Origin of the sequence: Micrococcus sp. Alg238-R198, assembly GCF_900537135.1 — a bacterium.
In the GTDB taxonomy this organism is placed as follows: Bacteria; Actinomycetota; Actinomycetes; order Actinomycetales; family Micrococcaceae; genus Micrococcus; species Micrococcus luteus.
In genome coordinates, this window is record NZ_UNRH01000002.1 from 66,954 (window position 1) to 90,698 (window position 23,745).

Annotated in this window: 21 protein-coding genes and 1 tRNA gene; 5 read left to right on the forward strand and 17 right to left on the reverse strand. The window is 73.3% G+C overall.

The genetic code is table 11. The annotated features are described in order from the left end of the window. The first annotated feature begins 105 nt into the window (after positions 1-105). Positions 106-1,236 carry an oxidoreductase gene (locus tag G6R13_RS02360; protein WP_127434962.1) on the forward strand — a complete coding sequence of 377 codons (1,131 nt, stop codon included), beginning with the start codon at positions 106-108 and terminating at the stop codon, positions 1,234-1,236. Positions 1,237-1,322: 86 nt separating this feature from the next. On the opposite strand, the gene G6R13_RS02365 is transcribed toward G6R13_RS02360, so the two are convergent. The 11 genes from G6R13_RS02365 to G6R13_RS02415 form a co-directional block, all read right to left on the reverse strand. Next, positions 1,323-1,398, reverse strand: a tRNA-Ala gene (locus G6R13_RS02365). Between the two features lie 121 nt (positions 1,399-1,519). Then, entirely contained in the window at positions 1,520-2,185 is a 666-nt protein-coding gene (locus G6R13_RS02370; protein ID WP_123244144.1) for a histidine phosphatase family protein, read from the reverse strand. A gap of 13 nt (positions 2,186-2,198) precedes the next feature. Then, the gene (gene rsfS / locus G6R13_RS02375) at positions 2,199-2,624 is read right to left on the reverse strand and encodes a ribosome silencing factor (protein ID WP_002853902.1); all 426 of its coding nucleotides are present in this window, start codon (positions 2,622-2,624) and stop codon (positions 2,199-2,201) included. Next, entirely contained in the window at positions 2,621-3,268 is a 648-nt protein-coding gene (gene nadD, locus G6R13_RS02380) for a nicotinate-nucleotide adenylyltransferase (protein ID WP_123244143.1), read from the reverse strand. Before nadD ends, rsfS begins: the two co-directional genes overlap by 4 nt. A 74-nt stretch (positions 3,269-3,342) precedes the next feature. Beyond that, positions 3,343-3,567 carry a hypothetical protein gene (locus tag G6R13_RS02385; RefSeq protein ID WP_036316935.1) on the reverse strand — a complete coding sequence of 75 codons (225 nt, stop codon included), beginning with the start codon at positions 3,565-3,567 and terminating at the stop codon, positions 3,343-3,345. Between the two features lie 79 nt (positions 3,568-3,646). After that, positions 3,647-4,996, reverse strand: coding sequence for a glutamate-5-semialdehyde dehydrogenase (locus tag G6R13_RS02390; RefSeq protein ID WP_036316932.1), 1,350 nt, complete (start codon positions 4,994-4,996; stop codon positions 3,647-3,649). A 73-nt stretch (positions 4,997-5,069) separates the two neighbouring features. Continuing rightward, positions 5,070-6,275, reverse strand: coding sequence for a glutamate 5-kinase (gene proB / locus G6R13_RS02395; protein WP_036316929.1), 1,206 nt, complete (start codon positions 6,273-6,275; stop codon positions 5,070-5,072). Positions 6,276-6,278: 3 nt separating this feature from the next. After that, positions 6,279-7,826, reverse strand: a complete 1,548-nt coding sequence (obgE, locus tag G6R13_RS02400; protein WP_060973657.1) for a GTPase ObgE — start codon at positions 7,824-7,826, stop codon at positions 6,279-6,281. Between the two features lie 169 nt (positions 7,827-7,995). After that, the gene (rpmA, locus tag G6R13_RS02405) at positions 7,996-8,253 is read right to left on the reverse strand and encodes a 50S ribosomal protein L27 (protein ID WP_002853915.1); all 258 of its coding nucleotides are present in this window, start codon (positions 8,251-8,253) and stop codon (positions 7,996-7,998) included. A 51-nt stretch (positions 8,254-8,304) separates the two neighbouring features. Further along, positions 8,305-8,610, reverse strand: coding sequence for a 50S ribosomal protein L21 (gene rplU / locus G6R13_RS02410; protein ID WP_002853919.1), 306 nt, complete (start codon positions 8,608-8,610; stop codon positions 8,305-8,307). A gap of 232 nt (positions 8,611-8,842) precedes the next feature. Further along, the gene (locus G6R13_RS02415) at positions 8,843-12,019 is read right to left on the reverse strand and encodes an Rne/Rng family ribonuclease (RefSeq protein ID WP_233569930.1); all 3,177 of its coding nucleotides are present in this window, start codon (positions 12,017-12,019) and stop codon (positions 8,843-8,845) included. A 397-nt stretch (positions 12,020-12,416) separates the two neighbouring features. Between G6R13_RS02415 and G6R13_RS02420 the strand changes: the two genes are divergently transcribed. Further along, positions 12,417-13,076, forward strand: coding sequence for a vitamin K epoxide reductase family protein (locus tag G6R13_RS02420; RefSeq protein ID WP_041104903.1), 660 nt, complete (start codon positions 12,417-12,419; stop codon positions 13,074-13,076). An 86-nt stretch (positions 13,077-13,162) separates the two neighbouring features. Here the strand turns inward: G6R13_RS02420 and ndk are convergent, their stop codons facing one another. From ndk to G6R13_RS02450, 6 genes are all read right to left on the reverse strand, one after another. Further along, entirely contained in the window at positions 13,163-13,585 is a 423-nt protein-coding gene (gene ndk, locus G6R13_RS02425; protein ID WP_012750845.1) for a nucleoside-diphosphate kinase, read from the reverse strand. Between the two features lie 75 nt (positions 13,586-13,660). Further along, entirely contained in the window at positions 13,661-14,161 is a 501-nt protein-coding gene (locus G6R13_RS02430) for a DUF4233 domain-containing protein (RefSeq protein ID WP_073115421.1), read from the reverse strand. After that, positions 14,158-15,711, reverse strand: coding sequence for a Mur ligase family protein (locus G6R13_RS02435; RefSeq protein WP_073115424.1), 1,554 nt, complete (start codon positions 15,709-15,711; stop codon positions 14,158-14,160). The genes G6R13_RS02430 and G6R13_RS02435 overlap by 4 nt, the downstream gene beginning before the upstream one ends. Then, complete coding sequence (ileS, locus tag G6R13_RS02440; RefSeq protein ID WP_113914190.1) at positions 15,711-19,127, reverse strand: isoleucine--tRNA ligase; 3,417 nt, start codon at positions 19,125-19,127, stop codon at positions 15,711-15,713. Before ileS ends, G6R13_RS02435 begins: the two co-directional genes overlap by 1 nt. A 278-nt stretch (positions 19,128-19,405) precedes the next feature. Then, a complete protein-coding gene (locus G6R13_RS02445) occupies positions 19,406-20,041 on the reverse strand; it encodes a TIGR03085 family metal-binding protein (RefSeq protein ID WP_101965499.1) in 636 nt (211 codons plus the stop codon). 81 nt (positions 20,042-20,122) lie between these two features. Beyond that, a complete protein-coding gene (locus tag G6R13_RS02450; RefSeq protein WP_163720948.1) occupies positions 20,123-21,544 on the reverse strand; it encodes an FAD-dependent oxidoreductase in 1,422 nt (473 codons plus the stop codon). A gap of 142 nt (positions 21,545-21,686) precedes the next feature. Here G6R13_RS02450 and rarD point away from each other — a divergent pair, with 142 nt between their 5' ends. The 3 genes from rarD to G6R13_RS02465 are packed head-to-tail and all read left to right on the forward strand — an operon-like array spanning position 21,687 to position 23,704. After that, complete coding sequence (gene rarD, locus G6R13_RS02455) at positions 21,687-22,706, forward strand: EamA family transporter RarD (protein ID WP_134415914.1); 1,020 nt, start codon at positions 21,687-21,689, stop codon at positions 22,704-22,706. 9 nt (positions 22,707-22,715) lie between these two features. Continuing rightward, positions 22,716-23,210 carry a hypothetical protein gene (locus G6R13_RS02460; protein WP_036337079.1) on the forward strand — a complete coding sequence of 165 codons (495 nt, stop codon included), beginning with the start codon at positions 22,716-22,718 and terminating at the stop codon, positions 23,208-23,210. After that, the gene (locus tag G6R13_RS02465; RefSeq protein ID WP_145951051.1) at positions 23,207-23,704 is read left to right on the forward strand and encodes an HIT domain-containing protein; all 498 of its coding nucleotides are present in this window, start codon (positions 23,207-23,209) and stop codon (positions 23,702-23,704) included. Before G6R13_RS02460 ends, G6R13_RS02465 begins: the two co-directional genes overlap by 4 nt. Positions 23,705-23,745: the final 41 nt, after the last annotated feature.

Below are 23,745 nucleotides of genomic sequence, written 5' to 3' on the forward strand. Positions count from 1 at the left end.
GCAACCGCGCAAACCGGCCGGGCGGCGTCGATGGACCGCCGCGACGCCACGGCCTAGCGTGCAGGAGACGCCCCCATGCCCCCCCGCCAGCCCAGGAGGTCCTGCATGTCCCGCACTGACGCACCGATCCGCACCGCCCTGATCGGCTACGGGTTCGCCGGGAAGACGTTCCACGTCCCCCTGCTCCACGCCACGGAGGGACTCGCTCTCACCCATGTCGTCTCGAGCCGCCCGGACGCGGTGCACGCGGACCTGCCGGACGTCGTCGTGGTGCCTGACGTGGACAAGCTCCTGGCTCGCCACGACGTGGACCTCGTGGTGATCGCCGCCCCGAACGACCAACACGCGCCGCTCGCGCGCACGGCCCTGAGGGCGGGTAGGCACGTGGTGGTGGACAAGCCCTTCACGCTGAGTCTCGCCGAGGCGCGGGAGCTTCGCGACCTCGCGGTCGAGACCGGGCGGGTGCTGCGGGTGTTCCAGAACCGCCGCTTCGACAGCGACTTCCTGGGCATCGCCGAGCTGGTCCGCTCCGGCCGGCTCGGGGACGTCGTCCACCTCGAGTCCCGGATCGACCGCTTCCGCCCGACCGTCCGGGACCGCTGGCGGGAAGCCGCGGTGCCCGGGGGCGGCATCTGGTTCGACCTCGGACCGCACCTGGTCGACCAGGCGCTCCTGCTCTTCGGTGTCCCCGAACGCGTAGACGCCGACCTCGCGGCCCTGCGTCCGGGCGCCCCGGTCGAGGACTGGGCGCACTGCGTGCTGCAGTACCCGGGCCGGCGCGTGGTCCTGCAGGCGTCGATGCTCGTGGCCGGCGGCAGCCCGCGCTTCGCGGTCCACGGCACGCGTGGCTCCGCGGTGAAGAAACTGCCGGATCGGCAGGAGGTTCAGCTGCGCGCTGGTCTGCTCCCCGGCGCCGAGGGCTGGGGCGTCGATCCGGACCCGATCCTCCTGCACGACGGGGAGGGGAACACCGAGCGCGTCCCCGCGCCGATCGGAGCCCAGCAGCGGTCCTACGCGGGCGTGCGCGACGCGATCCTGGGCCGCGCGAGCAGCGACGCCGCCACCCCCGACCAGGCCGTCGCCGTGATGGCGGTGCTCGAGGCCGCCGTCGCCTCGGCGCGGGAGGGCCGTGCGGTGGAACCCGCACTCACGGCGGCGGAGCGCGCAGCGTACCCCGGCGTGTCCCCCGCACCGACCGCGGCGGAGCGACATCACCGCAGTGCAGAACCGCGGTGATGTCGCGGGGCGGCGGTCGCCTCCCGGCCCCGCACGGGAGTCCGACGACGACGAAGGCCCGGTCCGTGTGGACCGGGCCTTCTGACTGGTGGAGGTAAGGGGATTCGAACCCCTGACCTTCTGCATGCCATGCAGACGCGCTACCAACTGCGCCATACCCCCAGATGTGGGCGCCACCCGCGATCTTCACGCGCCGTTTCCGGCCCGTTCGCCTCGCTGGCAACTCGACCAGCGTACACGGTCCCCGTGCGGGCGCCAAATCGGCGTCCAGGCCGGGGCGCCCTCAGATGCCGTAACCCTCGAGGGTCCAATCGCCCCAGCCCTCGGCCCCGGTGTCGGCAGTGAACGCGCCCTGCAGCACGGCGGCGCGGGCGTTGCCGATCCGTTCCATCGCCGCGAAGGCCTCGCCCTCGTGACGCAGGAGCAGCCCCGTGGCCGCGCGGATCAGCGCACCGTGGGCCACGACGAGCAGGGTGTGGGCACCACCGTCGCGCGGGGTGTCCGCCCAGTGCGGGGGAACGTGTCCGCGCAGCGCACGCAGGGCCCGCTCGCCGCCCCCGCGCAGGGTCTCCCCGCCCACGGGGCCGGCGTCGAGCGCCGGCTCGGCCCGCCAAAGGCGGTGCTCGTCCGGCCAGCGTTCCGCGATGGCACTGAGCTCCAGGCCCTCCCACTCTCCCCCGGCCAGCTCCATCAGCTCCGGGTCGACGGCCACGGACGCCGCGCCCACCCGGGCCTGGAGGACGATCTCGGCCGTGCGCCGCGCCCGGGCCAGCGGGGAGCAGACGGCCACGAGCTCCTCCGCGACCTCGATCAGGTCGCCCACGGGGCCGCCGGCGGCGCGGCGCGCCTGGCGCTCCCCCTCGGCGTTCAGCTCGATGTCCGTGTGCCCCTGGTAGCGGTCCAGGGCGTTCCAGTCGGTCTCGCCGTGACGCAGCAGGATCAGGCGCATCTCGCGACCGCGCTCAGGAGGCGTGCGAGGCGGAGGCGCCGTCGTCCTGGGCGGCCGCGTCCGGTCGGGTGCTCTCCTCCGGCAGGCCGAGGTCGATCGCCGGGGTGTCCTTCCACAGGCGGTCCAGCGCGTAGAACTCGCGGTCCTCGCGATGCTGGACGTGCACCACGAAGTGCCCGTAGTCGAGCAGCACCCAGTGGCCGTCAGACCGGCCCTCGCGACGCAGCGGCTTGAGCTGCTCGTCCTTCAGCAGCGCCTCCTCGACGCCGTCGACGATCGCGTTGACCTGACGCTCCGAGGCGCCGGAGGCGATCAGGAAGGCGTCGGTCAGGCCGAGCCGCTCGGCGACGTCGAACGCGACGATGTGCGTGCCGAGCTTGTCCGCGGCGGCGGCCGCGGCGGTGGTGAGGGCGTCCAGGGTGGTCTGGGGAACGGTCACGAGGTCTCCTCTTCCGAGACGTAGAGGTGGTGCTTGGCGATGTACTGGACGACGCCGTCCGGGACGAGATACCAGACGGGCCGGCCCCGGCGGACGCGCTCCCGGCAGTCCGTGGAGGAGATCGCCATGGCGGGGATCTCCATCAGGGACACGTCATCGCCCAGGCCCATGTCCGAGAGGTCGTGGCCGGGACGGGTGACACCGACGAAGTGCGCCAGGCCCCAGAGTTCGTCCACGTCCTTCCACGTGAGGATCTGGCCCATGGCGTCCGCGCCGGTGATGAAGAACAGCTCGGCGTCCGGGTGCAGGCGGCGCAGGTCCCGCAGCGTGTCCACGGTGTAGGTGGCGCCGGGGCGGTCGATGTCCACCCGGGAGACGGTGAACCGGGGGTTGGAGGCGGTGGCCACCACGGTCATGAGGTAGCGGTCCTCGGCCGGGGAGACCTGCCGGTCCGACTTCTGCCACGGCTGACCCGTGGGGACGAAGATGACCTCGTCCAGCGCGAACTCGGCGGCCACCTCAGAGGCGGCCACGAGGTGCCCGTGGTGGATCGGGTCGAAGGTGCCGCCCATGATGCCGAGGCGACGACGGCGCACGCCCCCGGCGGTGGGCTCGGGGACGGGGGTGCGGGAGGCGACGGTCATGCGCTCAGGAGACGAACGGACGGCCCGCCGCGTCGCCCCCGGCGGAGGCGGCGACGCGGCGGGCCGGTGAGACGTCAGTGACCGGAGGTGTGCGAGCCGCGGCCGGTGCCGTGGTGCTGGACCGCGGTGGTGGGCTCGGGCAGGCGCAGCGCGCGGGAGCGCATGGACATGGTGGCGGCCAGGGCGGCCATCAGCAGCGCGAAGACGAGCAGGCCGTACCAGATGGGGTCCATCGGCAGCTCGTTGACGACGTGGTGGCCCTCCTCGGCGGCGGCCAGGATCAGGGAGGTGTTCAGCATGGATGCTCCTCGGTGCAGCGGGTCAGACGGCCGGGCCGGGGCCGGGCCGAAGGGGTCCTGGTGTCCATCGTAGCCCGGCTCAGCGGCGGATCTGCCCGTCGCCGCGCAGGATCCACTTGGTGGTCGTGAGCTCCTCCAGGCCCATGGGCCCGCGGGCGTGCATCTTCTGGGTGGAGATGCCCACTTCGGCGCCGAGGCCGAGCTCGCCGCCGTCGGTGAAGCGCGTGGACGCGTTCACGATGACGGCCGCGGCGTCCACCTCGGTGATGAACCGCTCGGCCGCGGCCAGGTCGTTCGTGACGATGGCCTCGGTGTGGCCCGTGGACCACCGGCCGATGTGCTCGATCGCCTGGTCGAGGGAGTCCACGACGCGCACGGCCATCTCCATGTCCAGGTACTCGGTGCCCCAGTCCTCCTCGGTGGCGTCCACGGCGTCCCGGGCGTGGTCGCCGCGGTCGGCGAGCGTGGGCAGCCAGGCCCGCGCGGCCTCGTCCACGTGCAGCAGCACGCCGGCACGGGTGAGGGCGCGCAGCACTTCTCGGCCCACCTCCTCCGCGTCCCGGTGGAGCAGCAGGGTCTCGGCCGCATTGCACACGGAGGTGCGGTGGGTCTTCGAGTTGAGCACGATGTCCACCGCCATCTGCTTGGGTGCGGAGGCGTCCACGTACAGGTGCACGTTGCCCTCACCCGTCTCGATCACGGGCACCCGGGCCTCACGGACCACGCGCTGGATCAGCTCACGGCCGCCGCGCGGGACGAGGACGTCCACCGCGCCACGGGCGGCCATCAGGGCGGCGACGCCAGGACGTCCGAGGTCGTCGATGCCCTGGATGATGTTGGGGTCGAAGCCCTGGTCCACGAGCGCCTCCCGCAGCACCTGGATCAGGACCGCATTGGTGGACTCCGCGGCCGAGCCGCCGCGCAGGATCACGCCGTTGCCCGACTTCAGGGCGATGCCGGCGATGTCCACCGTGACGTTCGGACGGGCCTCGTACACGGCGCCCACGACGCCCAGGGGCACCCGCACCTGGCTCATCCGCACGCCGTTGGGCAGCGGGCCGCCGCGGACCACGGTGCCCACGGGGTCCGGCAGGCCGGCCAGGGTCTCCAGGGCGAGGGCCAGCGCCTCGACGCGCGCCTCGTCCAGCTTGAGGCGGTCCAGCATGGCCGCCGAGGTGCCGGCCTCGCGGCCGCGGCTGCGGTCCTCGCGGTTGGCCGTGATGATCGCGGCCGCGTTGGCGCGCAGGGCCTCGGCCATGTGGCGCAGGACGGCGTCCTTGCGGACGCGGCCGGCGGTGGCCAGCTCGGGCACGGCCTGACGCGCCCACTCGGCCCGTTGGCGGACGGCCTCCTCGACCTCGGGCGTCGGCGCCTCGGCGTCCTGGCGGCCGGACTGATCCTGGGGTGCGGTGCTCTCGGTGGTCTGCATGCCCCCAGCCTATCGAGCGCCCCGGACGAGGCACGAGGCCCCGGTCCGTCGCCGCGGCCGGAGCCCGTGCCGGTCAGCGCTGCGGCGGAGCCAGGCGCACCCAGTCGTCGGCGTGCACGACGACGCCGTCGTAGCCCGCGCCCAGGTCCTCGCGGAGGTCGGCGGTCGTCCGCCCGAGCATGGCGGGCAGCTGCGACGAGGAGTACTGCACGAGGCCGCGCGCCCGCACCCGGCCGTGCGCGTCCACGATCTCGACGACGTCGCCCGGCGTGAAGTCGCCCGTGCAGCCGGTGATGCCCGCGGCCAGCAGGGAGCGGCCGCGGTCGATCGCCCCGGCCACCGCGCCGTCGTCGATGACGAGCCGGCCCCGGACCTCCGCCGTGAGGCCGAGCCACGCCGCGCGCGCGGACCGGCGGCGGCCGGTGGCGGAGAACCACGTGCCCACGTCCTCCCCCGCGAACGCGGCGCCCGCGTTCGCGGCCGAGGTGAGCAGGGTCGGGATGCCGGTGGTGGCCGCGATGCCGGCCGCGTCCACCTTGGTCACCATGCCGCCCGTGCCCACGCCCGCGGAACCGGGCACGCGCACGTCGACGCCGGCCAGATCGTCGTCCGAGGTGACCTCCGGGATGCGCCGTGCGTCCGGGTTCGAGGGGTGGCCCGTGTAGAGGGCGTCCACGTCCGAGAGCAGGACCAGCAGGTCCGCCTTGCAGAGGTTGGCGGTGAGGGCCGCGAGGCGGTCGTTGTCGCCGAAGCGGATCTCGCGCGTGGCCACGGCGTCGTTCTCGTTCACGATCGGCATCACGTCGAGCGTGAGCAGCCGCGACAGGGCGCGGTGCGCGTTCGTGTACTGGGTGCGCCGCATGAGCTCCTCGGCGGTGAGGAGCACCTGCGCCACCTCCGTGTCGTGCCGGCCGAAGCTCGTGGTGTAGTGCGCCATGAGCTTGCTCTGGCCGACCGCCGCCGAGGCCTGCTGGGTGGCGGTGTCCTTGGGGCGTCGGCCCAGCCCGAGGTGGGGGAAGCCGGCCGCGACGGCACCGGAGGACACGAGCACCACCTGGGTGCCCTTCTGCCGCTCGGCGGCGAGGACGTCCACGAGCCGGTCGATGGCCTCCACGTCCAGGCCGTCCGGGGTGGTCAACGAGGACGAGCCGATCTTCACGACCACTCGGCGTGCGGCCTGCATCGTCTCCCGCGAGGTCACGGGGTTGGCCCGCGGGTCCTCAGAGCCGCGCGTGGCGGGGGTCGGATAGCGGGTGACGACGGTGCGCCGCACGGACATGGATCATCCCTCTCGATCGTCGGTGTCGGTCCACAGGCCGGAGCGTCGCTCGGCCTCCATCTCGGCCCGGGTCGCCGCACGGGCGGCCCGGCGGGCATCCTGCTCGGCGCGCTTCTCCGCGCGGGTCGCGCGGGTGCGCTCGTCGAGCCGCAGGTCGGTGCCACGGGGCCCGGCGAGCAGCTCGGCTCCCGCGGACAGCGTGGGCTCCCAGTCGAAGACCACGCCCGTGACGTCGTCGCCGATCACGACGGCGTCGCCCGGCCTCGCACCGGCCTTGAACAGGCCGTCCTCGACGCCGGCCCGCTGGAGCCGGTCCGCAAGGTAGCCGATCGCCTCGTCGTTCTGGAAGTCCGTCTGGGCGACCCACCGCTCGGGCTTCTCGCCGCGCACGCGGAACAGCGGCTCGAGGTTGCGTTCCTCGCGGCGGATCGTGAATTCGGCCCGCTCGCCACGGCGGCGATGCCGGCGCGGCACCTCGACGGGCGCGGCCGGCGCGGGCTCGACCACCCGGGAACGGGCCTCCGCCACGAGCTCGGCCATGGCGTACTTGAGGGCGTCCAGGCCCTCGCGGGCCAGCGCGGAGATGTCGAAGACCCGCAGGCCACGGCCCTCGAGCTCGTCGCGGACCATGTCCGCCATCGCGGCGCCGTCGGGCAGGTCGGTCTTGTTCAGGGCGATGAGGCGGGGCCGCTCGTTCAGCGGTACGACGCCCTCCCCGCCCTGGGAGAAGACGGGCTCCACCGCGTAGGCCTCGAGCTCGGCCTCGATGGCCTCGAAGTCGGCGATCGGGTCGCGGTCGGACTCGAGGCTGCCGCAGTCGAGGACGTGCACGAGCGCGGCGCAGCGCTCGACGTGGCGCAGGAACTCCAGGCCGAGGCCGCGGCCCTCCGAGGCACCGGGGATCAGGCCCGGGACGTCGGCCACGGTGAAGCGCACGTCGCCGGCCTGCACGACCCCGAGGTTGGGCACGAGCGTGGTGAACGGGTAGTCCGCGATCTTGGGACGGGCCGCAGACAGGGCAGCGATGAGGGAGGACTTGCCGGCCGAGGGGAAGCCCACGAGCGCGACGTCCGCCACGGTCTTGATCTCGAGCGTCAGGTCCCGGCTCTCCCCCGGCAGGCCGAGCAGCGCGAAGCCGGGCGCCTTGCGCTTCACGGAGGCCAGAGCCGCGTTGCCGAGGCCGCCCTGACCGCCGGCGGCGGCGACGTAGGTCGCGCCCTCCCCCACGAGATCGGCCACGATGTTGCCCTGCTCATCCTTGACCACCGTGCCGTCCGGCACGGGCAGCACGAGCGACTGGCCTTTCTTGCCCTCGCGGTGGTCGCCCATGCCCGGCTGGCCGTTCTCAGCGGACCGGTGCGGGGCGTGGTGGTAGTCCAGCAGCGTGGTGGTCTGCGAGTCCACCACGAGGGTGATGTCGCCGCCGTCGCCCCCGTCGCCGCCGTCGGGGCCACCCAGGGGCTTGAACTTCTCGCGATGCACGGAGACGCACCCGTGCCCGCCGTTGCCGGCGGTGAGGTGGAGGACCACGCGGTCCACGAAGGCTGCCATGGGAGTGCTCCTAGGGGCTGGAGGGATCGGACTCAGACGGCCCAGGGGCCGGAGACGCCGACGGCGGGGGCGGGTCCGGTGGATGCCGGGCCCGCCCCCGCCGGGGCGTCAGGGGGTGCGGGTGTCCTCGCCGGGCGAGGGTCCGCACGCAGACCGCACGAGTGTCAGATCACTCCGCGGCGGGGACGATGTCCACGACCTTGCGGCCGCGGCGCTGGCCGAAGGCCACGGAGCCCGCGGACAGCGCGAAGAGGGTGTCGTCCTTGCCGCGGCCGACGTTGCGGCCCGGGTGGAACTTGGTGCCACGCTGGCGGACGATGATCTCGCCGGCGTTGACGTCCTCGCCGCCGTAGCGCTTGACGCCGAGGTACTGCGGGTTCGAGTCGCGGCCGTTCTTCGAGGAACTGCCGGCCTTCTTATGTGCCATTGCTGTTGCCTAACCTCTCGGATGCTCGGTTTCGCCGGTGCCGGTGACGGCTCAGGCGATCCCGGTGATCTTGACCGTGGACAGCTCAGAGCGGTGGCCCTGGCGCTTCTTGTAGCCGGTCTTGTTCTTGTACTTCATGATGACGACCTTCTTGCCACGGGAGTGGGAGACGACCTCGGCGGTCACCTTCACACCGGCGGCATCGGCGCCAGCCTTGACCTCGTCCCCGTCCACCAGCATCAGAGCGGGCAGCTCGACGGAGCCACCGGTCTCAGCGGGAACGCGGTCAAGGGTAACGAGGTCTCCGACGGAAACCTTCTCCTGGCGGCCGCCAGCGCGGACAATCGCGTACACCACTTGGGACTCACTTCTCTCGACGTTTCAATGGATCAGATCGGGTTCTGCTCGCCCGCACCTCGACCGCGGCTGCGTCCGGGTCCGGCGGTCCCTCACCGGGACATGCGGGAGCGTGCGGGCGGTGAACACCGATGGTCCAGCATACTCGCTGCCGGGCATCCGGACCAAACAGAGGCGTGTCGGCGCGTCGCCGCCGCCCTGGGCAGGCCCGGGGCGGCGGCACCGACGACGGTCAGCGGCCGCGACGGGCCAGGTCGGCGGCCTTCACGCCGACGCCGAGCATCACCGGGGCGGCACCCTGCGGCTCGGCGGGGGTGGACGCCTCGGCCACGGCCGCCGTGAAGCGGCCGCCCTGGGCGCCGCTGGGCGCGGCCTGGACCTGGACGTGGACGCCGTCGGACGACACGGCACGACGCGAGCGCCGGCGCGGCGATCCGGGCGCCGGGGCCGCCTGGGCCTCGGTCGGGGCGTCCGCGGCGGACGCCTGGTCCGCGTCCGCCGTGGGCTCCGCCGTCGGCTCGGTCGCCGCAGGCTCCACCATCACGGCCTCCTCGACGGCGGCCGGGGCGGCGGGCTGCTCGTGGACCTCGGTGGCGTCCGTGGACTCCTCGGGCGAGGGCTCGGTGGCCTCCACCGGAGCCGCGTCCGTGCGGTCGGCCGTCCGCTCGGCGGACGCGTCCGCACCGGCGGCCGGACGGACGACGCCGTCGCTCGAGGCCCGGCGGGACCGGCGGCGCCGGGGCGCCAGGGCATCCTCGGCGGGCACGGGCGCCGAGGCATCCTCGACCGGCTCCGATGCGTCCTCCGCGGGCGCGGCCGCCGAGGACTCGGCGTCCGCGGCGTCGTGCCGCGACGGCGTCGCGCGCTCCGCGCCCTGGTCCTCGGCGTCGGTCTCGGTCGAGGCCGCCTCGCCGTCCCGCCGGGACCGCCCACGGCCACCCCGACGACGCCGGGACCGGCGGGGACGGTCGTCCTGCGCGTCCGCGTCCTCCGGGGACTCGGCCTCCTCGGCCTGCGCGACCGGGTCCTGGTGCTCGGGGGCCTCGGCGGCGGCCGGCTCGGCCTCCTCCTCCGTCTGACGGGGCTGATCGGCGGACTCGGCGGGGCCGTCGTCGTGTGACCGCGCGGCATCCTCAGAGCCCGCGACCTCGGCGCCGGTGTCCCCCGACTCCTCAGCGCGGCCCCGGCTGCGGCGGCGGCCCCGACGACGCCGGCGACGCGGCGTCTCCTCCTCGTCCGTCCCGGCCGGCTGCCCGGCCTCCGCGGGCCCGGCCGACGCGGCCTCGACGGCCTCGGCCGCGGAGTCCTCGGCGGCGTCCGCCGCCTGCTCGGCGGGGGCGGACTCCTGGGCGGGGGCCTCGTCCTCGGCCACCTTGCCGGAGGCCTTCGCGATCGAGTGCAGGGCGACCCGGGCGGCCTCGGCCCGCTCACGGCGCTGCCGCTCGTCCTCCGAGTCGGCGTGCTCGGCGCCCGTCGTCGTGGCCGCGGCGGCGTGGGCGTGCTCGCCCTCGCCGTCGCCCCGACGCCGGCGACGACGGCGGCCCTCCGCCTCGCCGCGCTGCTCACCGCCGGAGCGGCCCCGCTCGACCGGCGTGTCCTGGATGAGGATGCCGCGGCCGGCGCAGTGCTCGCAGGTCTCCGAGAACACCTCCACGAGCCCGGTGCCCATGCGCTTGCGCGTCATCTGGACCAGGCCGAGCGAGGTCACCTCGGCGACCTGGTGCTTCGTGCGGTCCCGGCCCAGGCACTCCACGAGACGGCGCAGCACGAGGTCGCGGTTGGCCTCGAGCACCATGTCGATGAAGTCGATGACGATGATGCCGCCGATGTCCCGCAGGCGCAGCTGCCGGACGATCTCCTCGGCGGCCTCGAGGTTGTTCTTGGTGACGGTCTCCTCGAGGTTGCCGCCGGAGCCCGTGAACTTGCCGGTGTTCACGTCCACCACGGTCATGGCCTCGGTGCGGTCGATCACGAGCGAGCCGCCGGAGGGCAGGTACACCTTGCGCTCGAGCGCCTTGTGGAGCTGCTCGTCCACGCGGTGGGTGGCGTACAGGTCCTCGCCGTCGTGGTCCTCCGGCACCCAGTGGTGCAACCGGTCCAGCAGGTGCGGGGCCACGTAGGTCACGTAGGCCTCGATGTTGTCCCACGTGGCCTCGCCCTGCACGAGCATGGCGGAGAAGTCCTCGTTGAAGACGTCGCGGACCGTCTTGATGGTCAGGTCCGGCTCGGCGTAGAGCAGCTCGGGGGCGAGCACCTTGGTGCCGGACGCCTTCTCCTGGATGCCCTCCCACTGGGCGCGCAGACGGTTGATGTCGTTCTGCAGCTCCTGCTCGGAGGTGCCCTCGGCCGCGGTGCGCACGATCACGCCGGCGTCCTGCGGCAGGTGGTCCTTGAGGATCTTCTTCAGACGCGAGCGCTCCACGTCCGGCAGCTTGCGGGAGATGCCGGTCATCGAGCCTCCCGGCACGTACACGAGGTAGCGGCCGGGCAGGGAGACCTGGCTGGTCAGACGGGCGCCCTTGTGGCCCACCGGGTCCTTGGTGACCTGGACGAGCACGGTGTCGCCGGACTTGAGCGCGTTCTCGATCTTCCTCGGCTTGCCGTCCAGCTGGGCGGCGTCCCAGTTGACCTCGCCCGCGTAGAGCACGGCGTTGCGTCCGCGGCCGATGTCCACGAACGCGGCCTCCATGGACGGCAGCACGTTCTGGACCTTGCCCAGGTACACGTTGCCGATCATCGAGTCCTGCGTGGTGTGCGAGACGAAGTGCTCGGCCAGCACGCCGTCCTCGAGCACGGCGATCTGGATGCGCTGGTCGCGCTGGCGCACCAGCATCTTGCGGTCCACGGCCTCGCGGCGGGCCAGGAACTCGGCCTCGGTGATCACGGTGCGGCGACGCCCGCCCGAGCGGGAGTCGCGGCGGCGCTGGCGCTTCGCCTCGAGCCGGGTGGAGCCCTTGACGCTCTGGACGGTGTCCGAGGCGGTGCTCACGGCCTGGCGCGGCGCGCGCACGCGGGTGACGGTGTGCTCGGGATCGCCGGCCTCGCCGCCGTCGAGCTCCATGTCCACCTCGCCGCGGCGGCGTCGGCGGCGCCGGCGGGAGACCACGGCGCCCTCGGCCCGGTCCTCGGACTCTCCGGCGTCCTCGTCCTCGGAGCGCTGCCGGGACGTGGTCTCGGTGCGCAGGACCTCGATCAGGTTCGCCGGCACGGCGAACGGGTCGGTCGGGTCGACCTGCAGCGTCGGCGCGCTCGGCTCCTCGGGCGCGTCCGCGGCGTCGTCGGACGCGGGGGTCCGCTCCGGCTGAACCGCCCCGGCGGCGGTGTCCGCCGCGGTCTGCGTCACGGCCTGCTCGGCCGTCTCCTCCACGCGTTCGTCTGCGCGGGTCGTGTCCTCGTTGTTGGCCGCCATGGCAGCACCTCCCGCCGACCGACGACGCCACACTCGCCGCCGCCCGGCGTGTCCGCGTCCGCCGCCGGCCGCGTTGCCCCGGGCGCCGTGCGCCACGGGTGCGCCGGGAGGCGGACTCCGAGAAGTCATCGGGTGGACCGCGTCGACCGTCAGGGCCCGGCGCGGAACCGCTGCGCCCTCGAGATCGGGGCCTGGGCGTCACGTGCCGTCCGCCGGCCGGCGCACGGACGCGCACGGGCGAAGCCCGGCGTCCACCTCCCGCACGATGCTCGACGCGGGGGCGCCTCGGCGGCGGCCCGACGTCGGGCGCGCAGCGGGCTGCCCCGCGGTGTGGCCACGGGACGGCCAGGGCCGATTCTCTCACATCCGCCCCGGGCACGCGCCTAGAATCGTGTCCATGCCTGCGACCCCGCTGACGGACGACATCCGCCTCTCCCCCGCCGACGACATCCCCGCCGAGGAGGCCCGGCTCACCTGGTACGCCCGGCCCGCGGGCACGGCGGCGCTGCTCCTGATCACCTCGCTCGTGGCGCTGACGGCCACCATCATCATCATCGTCGAGCGCGCCCTCCTCACCGCGGACCCGACGCACCGCACGTCCTGCGACCTCAACCCGTGGGTGTCCTGCGGCCAGGTGATGCAGTCGTGGCAGGCCCACACCTTCGGCTTCCCGAACACGTACATCGGCGTGGTCGCGTTCTCCGTGCTCATCACCGTGGGGATGTCCCTGCTCGCCGGCGCCCGCTTCGCCCGCTGGTACTGGCTGCTGATGAACGCGGGGATCCTGGCGGGCTTCGCGTTCTGCGTGTGGCTCTGGTACTCGGCCGTCTACAGCATCGGCACGCTCTGCCTCTACTGCATGATCGTGTGGGCCATGGTCATCGCCCAGCTCGTGCTTGTGACGTCCCGGAACCTGCAGACCGGCACGCTGCCGGCCCCGGCCGGTCTCGTCCGCCTCGCCCGGGAGCTGGCCTGGCCCGTGATCGTGCTCCTCTACGTCCTGGTGTTCGCCTCGATCCTGCTGGAACTGGGCCTCGGGGTCGTCGGGATCGACTGAGCCTAAGCTCCCCCACCGGACACGACGACGGCGGCCGGTCACCCCACCAGGGTGACCGGCCGCCGTCGTGCGGGCCCGGAACGGGCTCAGCCGAACCAGATCGCGAGCTCGCGCTCGGCCGAAAGGGTCGAGTCCGAACCGTGGACGAGGTTCTTCTGGACGGCCTCGCCCCAGTCCCGGCCCAGGTCGCCGCGGATGGTGCCCGGGGCGGCCACGGTGGGGTCGGTCTTGCCGGCCAGCGAGCGGAACCCCTCAATCACCGAATCGCCCGTGACGCGCGCGGCCACCACGGGGCCGGAGGCCATGAACGCCACCAGCGGCTCGAAGAACGGCTTGCCCTGGTGCTCCTCGTAGTGGCGCTCCAACATGGCGCGGGTGGGCGTGAGCATCTTCAGGTCGGCGATCACGTAGCCCTTGCGCTCGATGCGCGCGAGGATCTCGCCGACCAGGTTGCGGGCCACCCCGTCCGGCTTGATGAGGACGAGGGTCTCTTCGGTGTGGTGCGTCATGGGGTGTGCTCCTAGCGTCGTCGGACGGCCGCGAGCGCGGCCCGGTTCCCGCTCCACCCTAGTGGGGCCCGGGACTCAGCGTCCGTGCTCGGCCTCCCAGGCGGCCTCGAGGCGGTCGCGCTGGGCGTTCTCGACGTCCATGGCACCGCCCTTGATCACGGCGTACGCCCACGTCAGCGCGAAGAGGGCCCCCACCACGAACATCGAGTACTCCCAGAAGCCGGAGGCCAGCAGGACGGCCTGGATCGCCCAGCCGATCGCGATGCCGACGGGCTTGCGCACCAGGGCGCAGGTCAGCACCGCGACGACGGCCAGCGCGGAGTAGCCCGCCACGAACCACCAGGCGCCCGGCTCGTCCCGGTGCATGCCGAACAGCATGAGCCCGAGGAAGAAGATGAGCACCGCCTCGAGCATGAGGATCGTGGAGGTGAACAGGGCGCGCACGGAGCGGCGGCGCCGACGAGTGCCGGGGCGCCACTGCCGCTGGGCTCGCGTCTCGCGCTCGGGGCGCCAGGACTCGTCGCCGAAGCGCCCCTGCTCCGGGGCGCCTCCGGTCTCCGGCTGGTCGGGGCTCATCGGTCCTCCTCCGTCCGGCGGCGGGCGCCGGCGTCGTCGCGGTCCTCGAGCAGCTCGAGGATCTCCGGGTCCAGGTCGTCCTCGTCGGCGTCCGCCAGCCCGACGGCGTCGAGCAGGTCGGCGGGGTCGAGGCCGCGGGCGGCCACGGTGACGGGGCCGGCATGGCGGGGCTCGCCCACGAGGGTGCGGACCTCGGCGGCCAGGGTGATCGAGCCGAGCACGAGCACACCGCCGCCGGTGCCGGAGGCCAGTTCGTCCGCGCTCGTCTCGAGGGCCTCCGCGCGGCCGACCGCCCACTCGAGGGCGTCCGGCACGGACTCGGTGGCGTACACGTCGTCCTCGGGCCAGCCGGCGTCGACGGCCATGCGGGCCAGCTCCCCGGCCGGGATGGCGCGGGCCGAGGAGGACTGCGTCACCGCGAGGTCCTCCACGTCGTCGCCGAACGCCCGGTAGAGCGCCGCGAGCATGCCCGGCGCGTCCTTCTCCTGGAGGATCCCGACGACCAGCGAGAGGCGGGTGAAGCCGAACGCCTCCTGCACCGCACGGGCCGTGGCCCGCACGCCGTCCGGGTTGTGGGCGGCGTCCACGATGAGCGTGGGGGCGGTGCGCAGCACCTCGAGCCGGCCGGGCGAGGTGACCTGGGACAGCCCCTCGCGCAGCAGCTCCTCGTCCAGCGGTCGCTCGCCGCCGCCCAGGAACATCTCCAGGGCCGCCACGGCCACCGCGAGGTTCTGCGCCTGGTGCTCCCCGAGCAGCGGCAGGAACAGGTCCCGGTACTCGGCCGCGAGGCCACGCACGGACACCTGCTGGCCGCCCACGGCCAGGGAGCGCTCGAGCACGCCGAACTCGACGCCCTCGAAGCGGAACGGCACGTCGGCCGCCTGCGCCGCCTCGAGCAGCACCTGGGCGGCGTCGCGCTCCTGGGCGGCGGAGACGAGGGCGCCGCCGGGCTTGATGATGCCGGCCTTCTCCTCGGCGATCTCGGCCTCGGTCTCCCCCAGCAGGTCCGTGTGGTCCAGGGAGATGGGGGTGACCACGGAGACGACGGCGTCCGCGACGTTGGTCGCGTCCGTCACGCCCCCGAGGCCCACCTCGAGGACGACGACCTCCACGGGCTCGTCCGCGAACACCGCGAAGCCCAGCGTGGTGACCGCCTCGAAGTACGTCAGCGGGACCTCGCCCGCGGCCTCGAGCTCCGCGTCCACGGTCTGCACGATCGGGAGGATCTCCCCCCACACGCGCACGAAGGTCTCGTCGGCCACCGGGGCGCCGTCGATGCTGATCCGCTCCGTGACACGCTGCAGATGCGGCGAGGTGTAGCGCCCGGTGCGCAGCCCGTAGGCGCGCAGGACGGCCTCGACCATCCGCGCCGTGGACGTCTTGCCGTTGGTGCCGGTCAGGTGGATCACCGGGGCCGCGTGCTGCGGGTCGCCGAGCAGCGCGAGCACGCGCCGCATCGGCTCGAGCCGCGGCTGCATCTTGTTCTCCGGGGCGCGGGCGAGCAGGTCCCGGTAGACCTCCTCGACCGTGCCCGGGGCGTCCCCGCGCATCACGCGTCCGCCTTCGCGACGGTGACTGCCACGGTCTTCATGGCGTCGTCGGCCGGGTCCTTGCGCGGGTCGGCCGCACCGGAGTCCACGAGCTCCAGGTCCACCGTGAGGGTCTCCTCCGCGACGAGGCCGCGGTGGGCCTCGAGCGCCGCCACGACGGCGGTGGGGCCCTCGATCCGCGTGCGCACGCGGTCGGAGACGTCCAGGCCGGCGTCCTTGCGGGCCGCCTGGACGGCGCGGACCACGTCCCGGGCGGTGCCCTCGGCGGCCAGCTCCGCGGAGACCTCGGTGTCCAGCACGAGGAAGCCGGCGGTGCCGGGCAGCACGCCCACCGCGGTCCCCTCGGGGGCGCCGGTGGAGACGGTGCGCAGCTCGTAGAGCGCGGGGGCCAGTGTCACGGTCTCGCCGTCGGCGAGCGTGACCGCCAGGCCCTCGGCCGTCTCCTCGTACGCGCCGGCGTCGACCGCCTGCTTCACGAGCGGCACCTGCCTGCCGAACGCCTTGCCGAGCTCGCGGAAGTTCAGCTTCAGCTCCGTGCCGATGCCGTAGCGGGCGATCGCCTCCTCCGAGAGCTCGGTGAGCTCGACGTCCTTGAGGTTCAGCTCGTCCGCCACGATGCGGGCGTAGGTGCCCTCGAGGCCCGCCGCGTCCGGGACGACGACGGACAGGCGGGGCAGCGGCAGGCGCACCCGGCGCCCGGCCCCCTTGCGCAGGGCCGAGCCGGCCGAGCTGATGCGGCGCACCGCGTCCATCCGGGCCACGAGGGAGTCCGCCTCGGGCCCGTGGGGGAACAGGTCGGCGTCCGGGTAGTCGGTCAGGTGGACCGAGCGGCCACCGGTGAGGCCGCGCCAGATCTCCTCGGCGATCAGCGGCATCAGCGGTGCGGCGGCCCGGGTGAAGGCCTCGAGAACGGTGTAGAGGACGTCGAAGGCGACGGTGTCCTCGTCGAAGAACCGCTCCCGGGACCGGCGGATGTACCAGTTGGTCAGCGTGTCCATGAAGCCGCGCAGCGCGTCCGTGGCGTCCGAAACCTCGTAGGCGTCCAGGCCGGCCTTGACCTCCCGCAGCATGCGGCCCGCGGCGGCCAGGATGTACTGGTCCAGGGGGTCCTCGGCGGTGTGCCGCTCCTGCGCGCGGTACCCCTCGGGGCGGGCGCCGCCGTCGTGCGCGGTGTTCGCGTACAGGGTGAAGAAGTGGTACGCGTTCCACGCCGGCAGCAGCACCTGGCGGACGCCCTCGCGGATGCCCTCCTCCGTGACGATCAGGTTGCCGCCGCGCAGGATGGGGCTGGCCATGAGGAACCAGCGCATGGCGTCCGCGCCGTCGCGGTCCAGGACCTCCGTGACGTCCGGGTAGTTGCGCAGCGACTTGGACATCTTCTGCCCGTCCGAGCCGAGCACGATGCCGTGCGAGATCACGTTGGAGAACGCCGGCCGGTCGAACAGCGCCGTGGCCAGGATGTGCATGGTGTAGAACCAGCCGCGCGTCTGGCCGATGTACTCCACGATGAAGTCCGCCGGGTTGTGCGTGGGGAACCAGTCCGCGCGCTCGAACGGGTAGTGCACCTGGGCGTACGGCATGGAGCCGGAGTCGAACCAGACGTCCAGCACGTCCTCGACCCGGCGCATGACCGCACCCGCCGCGGCGGCCTCGGGGTCCGGGTGGGGGCGGGTGAGGTCGTCCACCCACGGGCGGTGCAGGTCCACCTCGCCCTCGGCGTTGCGCGGCAGGCGGCCGAAGGCCTCCTCGATCTCCGCGAGCGAGCCGTAGACCTCCTGGCGGGGGAAGTCGGGGTGGTCGGACTCCCACACCGGGATGGGCGAGCCCCAGTACCGATTGCGGGAGATGGACCAGTCGCGCGCGTTGGCGACCCACGTGCCGAACTGCCCGTGCTTCACGTTGCCGGGGATCCAGGTGATCTCCTCGTTCAGCTCGAGCATGCGCTCCTTGATCTGGGTGACCTTGACGTACCAGGACGTCACCGCGCGGTAGATCAGGGGCGTGCGGCACCGCCAGCAGTGCGGGTAGGAGTGCTCGTAGGAGGCTTCGCGGGCCACGCGGCCCAGGGCGCGCAGGGCGCGGATGATCGTGCGGTTGGCCTCGAAGACCTGCACGCCGGCGATCTCGCGCAGGTCGCCGCGCCCGACGTCCTCGCGGGCGAACAGCGGCAGGAACCGGGCACCGGAGTCCACGGAGAGCAGCACGGGGATGCCGTTGGCCTCGCACACGCGCTGATCGTCCTCACCGTAGGCCGGCGCCTGGTGGACCACGCCGGTGCCGTCCTCGGTGGAGACGTAGTCGTCCACGAGGATGCGGTGGGCGCCCTCGACGCCGAGGTCACGGCCGTTGACGGTGAAGGTCTCCCCGCGGTGGGCGTCGAACACGTCCGTGAACAGCGGCGCGTAGGCCAGGCCGCCGAGGCGGGCGCCGGGGATCGTCTCGGTGACCGCGGCGCGGGCGGCGTCGGCATCGGCGTAGCCGAGCTCCCTGGCGTGGGCGCCCACCAGGTCCACGGCCAGGAGGAAGCGGTCCCCGTCCGCGGTCGCGCCCTCGGGGCCGGCCGGCACCACGGCGTACTGGATCTGGGGGCCGACGGCGAGGGCCGCGTTGGTCGGCAGCGTCCAGGGCGTGGTGGTCCAGGCCAGGACGTGGACGCCGGCCAGGTGCGCGGCGAGCGCCGCGTCGGCGCCGCCGTCGGGCACGAGGGCGGGGTCCGCCGGGAGGCCGGTGATCGGGAACGTGACGGTGACCGAGGGGTCCTGGCGCATCTTGTAGACGTCGTCGTCCATGCGCAGCTCGTGGTTGGACAGCGGGGTCTCGTCGTTCCAGCAGTAGGGCAGGACGCGGAAGCCGCGGTAGGTCAGGCCCTTGCGGTGCAGCTCGGAGAAGGCCCAGATCACGGACTCCATGAAGTCCGGGGTGAGGGTCTTGTAGTCGTTCTCGAAGTCGACCCAGCGGGCCTGGCGGGTCACGTAGTCCTGCCACTGGTCCGTGTACTTCAGGACCGAGGAGCGGCAGGCGTCGTTGAACGTGTCGATGCCCATGGCCTCGATCTCGGACTTGTCCGTCATGCCCAGCTGCTTCATCGCCTCGAGCTCGGCGGGCAGGCCGTGGGTGTCCCAGCCGAAGCGGCGCTCCACGCGGCGGCCCTGCTGCGTCTGGTAGCGGGCCACGAGGTCCTTGACGTACCCGGTGAGCAGGTGGCCGTAGTGCGGCAGGCCGTTGGCGAAGGGCGGGCCGTCGTAGAAGACGAACTCGTTCTGCGAGCCGTCCTCGTTCCGGGTGGGACGCTGGTCGATCGAGGCCTGGAAGGTGCCGTCCTCGTCCCAGTACGCCAGGATGCGGCGCTCGATCTCCGGGAAGCGCGGGGAGGCGGGGGTGCGGCCGTCAGGGGCGGAGGAGGCGAGGGGGTACACGGGGGTCCTTTGCGTCCGGGGCGTCGGTTCCGTGCAAGGACGCCCGAGGGCCCGACCCTCCGGCCGGCCGCGGACGCGGTACCACCTTGCTTGCCGGCGTCGGGAGGTCCCCGGGGTGCCGGCCGCTTGATGACTGCTGTGACGGGCTTACCCGTCCGGTTCTACTGGGGCCGTGCGGCCCGTTCTTCCGGAGGCTCGCCGGTGATGGCCGGGTCGACGCCTGTGCCCGCCAGTGTAGTGGACGCTGCGCCGGCCCGGGGCCGCGGGGCCGGAGCGCGTCAGAGGGCGGTGCGCACGGCCGCCGACGCGTCGCCGTCGATCTCCACGTGCACGGCGTCCCGGCCCGAGGCCCAGAGGAGGAGCTCCCCGACCTCGCCGGTCACCGTGACGGGCGCCCGCAGCGCCACGGCCCCACGGGTGACGGTGACCGGGGCGCGACCCGGGCCCTGGAGGACCACCGGCGCCGTGGACGTGCGCAGGAACAGCGGGGCCATGCGACGCAGCGAGCGGTAGAGGGCGTCCTCCTCGTCCGGGGAGAACGGGCGCGGGGCGGGCAGCGAGCCGCCGGTCGCGGACTCGCCGCGCCGGACGTCCTCGAGGTGGATGAAGTGCTCGGCCGCGTTCACGTGCCTGTCCGCCGCCCGCATGGGGTTCAGCGCCGACGGGCCCGCGGCCCACTCCCGCACGACCTCGGCGTAGTCGCGGCGCTTGGTGTCCGCGGTCAGGCGGTCGAGGTGGCGGGACAGCGGCGGGATGAACAGGGCGGCGAAGGCGTCGGGCCGGCTCTCCCGCAGCCAGAGGTGGGCGGCGAGGTCGCGGGTGCTCCAGCCGCCGCACAGGGTGGGCGCGTGGGGGCCCTTCTCGAGCAGGAGGTCAGCGAGACGGGCGCGTTCGGCTGCGGCGAAGGTGGTCATGGGCACCACGGTAGGGAGCGGGCCGCGGCGCGGGCGAGGGGTGGGCCGCGCCGCGGCCGCGAATCCGCCCGACGGGAGGACTCAGCCTCCGGCGCCGAGGAGGACGCTCTCCCGGGAGATGCGGGTCATCTCCTCCCGGTCCACGACCTTCACCCGCTCCCGCGCCACCGGACCGGCCTGCGTCGCCTGCGCACCCAGGGACTTCTCATGGTCATCCAGAGCATGCCAACCGGCCCACGTGGTGTACGGGACCTCACGGGACTCGAGCAGCTCGATCACCGACTCCTCGGAGGGCTCCTGGGCCGTCCACAGCCCCGGCTCGTCCTCGATCAGATGCTTGATCGTCTCCAGGGAGTCACCCTTGGTGTGCCCGATCAACCCCACGGGGCCGCGCTTGATCCAGCCGGAGGCATACAGGCCGGGGACGGGGGCGCCGTCCGCGTCGAGCACGCGGCCCTGCGCGTTCGGGATCACACCGCGCACCTCATCGAACTCCACCCCCTCCACGGGCGAACCGAAATACCCCACCGCCCGGTACACCGCCTGCACCGGGTAGTCCACGGTCTCCCCCGTCGGACGGACCCCACCGGAACCGTCCAACTCCATCCGGCGCATCCGCAGGCCGTCCACCCGGCCGTCGCCGTCCTCGTCCAGGAACTCCTCCGGGGCCTGGAGGAAATGCAGGTGCAGCCGACGCGAGGCGCTCTGCTGACGGTCCTCCTGCTCCATGAGCCAGTTCGTCAACGTGCCCACCATGGTGCGGACCTGRTTGTTCTCCTCGATCGCCTTCTCCGAGGCCTCATCGAAGTCGAAGTCCTCCTCGTACAACACGATGTCCACATCCCGGGAATGCGCCAGCTCCCGCAGCTCCAACGGGGTGAACTTCACCTGCGCCGGCCCACGCCGRCCGAACACGTGCACATCCGTGACCGGGGARGCGGCCAGRTCCCGGTACACGTTGTCCGGGATCTCGGTGGGCAACAGGTCCTCGGCATGCTTGGACAGGATCCGGGCCACATCCAGGGCCACGTTCCCGTTGCCGATCACCGCCACCTGCGTGGCCTCCAACGGCCAATGCCGCGGCACATCCGGGTGCCCGTCATACCAGGACGCGAAGTCCGCGCCACCGAACGAGCCGGCCAACTCCACCCCGGGCACGTCCAGGGCCGCGTCCCGCACAGCCCCGGTGGAGAACACGATCGCGTCGTAATGCCGACGCAGATCCGCCAGGCTCAGGTCCGTGCCGTAGTCCACGTTGCCCAGGAAACGGATGTCGCCGCGGTCCATGACCTTGTGCAGGGCGGTGACGATGCCCTTGATGCGCGGATGGTCCGGGGCCACCCCGTAACGGATCAGACCGAACGGGGCCGGGTACCGGTCGAACAGGTCGATGCTGACACGGAAGTCCCGCTCCTCCTTGGTCAGGATGTCCGCCGTGTACACCCCGGCGGGTCCGGCACCGATGATGGCGATGCGCAACGGGCGGTCAGGGCGAACGGTCACGGCGGGTGGGTCCTTTTCGACGACGGCGGGGCGCGCCGGCAGGACGCAGGGCGGGGCCCGGCGCCGGCGCGCGGGATCGACCCCCCAGTCTACCGCCGTGACCGGGAGGAACCTGGGTGAGAGTGCTCACCCGGACCGTACAGTGGTCCGCGTGAGCCCCTCCTCCCCCGCTGCCCGGCCCGGCGCGACCCCCGACGGCGCCGCCCCCGACACCGGTGCCCTGCCCACCGTCTCCCCTGCCCCGGACGACGACCCGCGCGGGCTGGCCCTAGGCTTCACCGCCTACTTCGTGTGGGGCCTGCTGCCGCTCTACATGGCGATGCTCGCGCCCGCCGGGACCCTGGAGATCGTGGTGGTGCGCATCGGCTTCGCCCTGATCTTCTGCCTGCTGCTGCTGACCGTGATGCGCCGCCTGCGCGAGCTGGGGACGGCGCTGGCCACGCCCGGCCGCTGGGGCACCACGGGTCTGGCCGCCGGGATCATCGCGGTGAACTGGCTGCTGTACGCGGTCTCGGTCACCACGGGCAACGTGCTCCAGGCCTCGCTGGGCTACTTCATGAACCCGCTGGTGAACGTCCTGCTCGGCGTGCTCTTCCTCGGGGAGCGGCTGCGGCGGGGCCAGTGGGTGGCCGTCGGGATCGCGGTGGCCGCCGTCGTCGTGATGTCCGCGGCGATGGGGCAGGTGCCGTGGATCGCGCTCGGGCTGGCCACCTCGTTCGGGCTCTACGGCTTCGTGAAGAAGCGCTTCCCCTCCCCCGTGCACGCAGTGACCGCGATGACCGCCGAGACCGTGGTGCTGATCCCCGTGTTCGTGGTGGGCAGCGTGCTGCTGGCGCAGGCCGGGCTGCTCACCACGGTCACCGAGGGGCCCGGCCACTTCTGGCTCATGGCCGGGCTCGGCGTGCTCACCGCCGTTCCGCTCATCCTGTTCTCGGCGGCGGCCCGCTCCCTGACGCTGACCACGCTCGGGATGCTGCAGTACACGGCGCCCATCCTGCAGTTCCTCGTGGCGGTCACGGTGCTCGGCGAGCAGATGCCCGCGGCCCGCTGGGCGGGCTTCGGGCTGATCTGGCTGTCCCTGGCGGTGTTCACCGTGGACCAGCTGAACGCCTCCCGCCTGCAGCGTCGGGCGGTCCGGGCCGGGCGGGGCGCGCACGCCTAGACTGACGACATGCCCGCCAAGCCCCCCGCCCCCGTGTACCTCCCGGCCTTCCAGCGGCTCGTCCCGGACCTGCTGGGCGACGCCTGGGCCGAGGACGACGGCCTCTCCCCGGCCGACGTCGACGCCCGACTGGCCCAGTCCCCCGCGGCGGAGCAGCTCGGTGCCGGGCTCATGATCCCGGCCGCCCTGCGCGAGTTCTACCTCGCCCTGGGCAACTGCGGCGACCTCATGGAGACGGACCACTACGTGTGGGACCCCGAGGACCTCGAGGTGCGGGACGGCTTCCTCATGTTCCTGGAGGACGCGGACGAGACGGTCGTGTGGGGCCTGCCGGTGGACAACCTGGCGCTGCCGGACCCGCTGGTGTGGCGGCGCTCCGCCGGTGCCGACGCGCCCGAGGGCGAGTGGCAGGACGAGGGCGGCACCTTCAGCGAGTTCCTGACGGACCTGCTCGCGTGGACCTTCGAGGACCCCGAGGACGACGGCGAGGGGCTGGACCGATGACCACGCCCGCCCCGGTCTCCCACGCCCCGGACGACTACGTCTGCCCGTTCTGCGGGCTCGTGGCCGGCGACGTCTCCGACCCGGGCAACCGCTGCGAGCTCGGGGACACCGTCTACCAGGACGAGGACCTGCTCGTGCTGATCGCCGTGGACGGGTTCGGCGACCACGAGGGCCACGCCATGGTCTGCCCGGCCGAGCACTACGAGAACCTCTACGACCTGCCCCCGCGCGTGCTGCAGCGCATCGCCCTGATGGCCCAGCAGGTGGCGCTGGCCATGAAGCGCGCGTGGGCCCCGGACGGGGTCTCCACGCGCCAGCACAACGAGCCCGCCGGCAACCAGCACGTGTGGCACTACCACCTGCACGTGTTCCCCCGCTTCGAGGAGGACATGCTCTACCGGCAGCTGCGCCACCCGGTGGCCCCGGAGGTCCGCGCCGGCAAGGCGCGGGAGCTCGCGGCCGCGCTGGACCCCGCCCCGACCCGCCTGGACTGAGCGGCCGCCCCGGATCGAGGCGGCGACGCCGCCGACCGCGG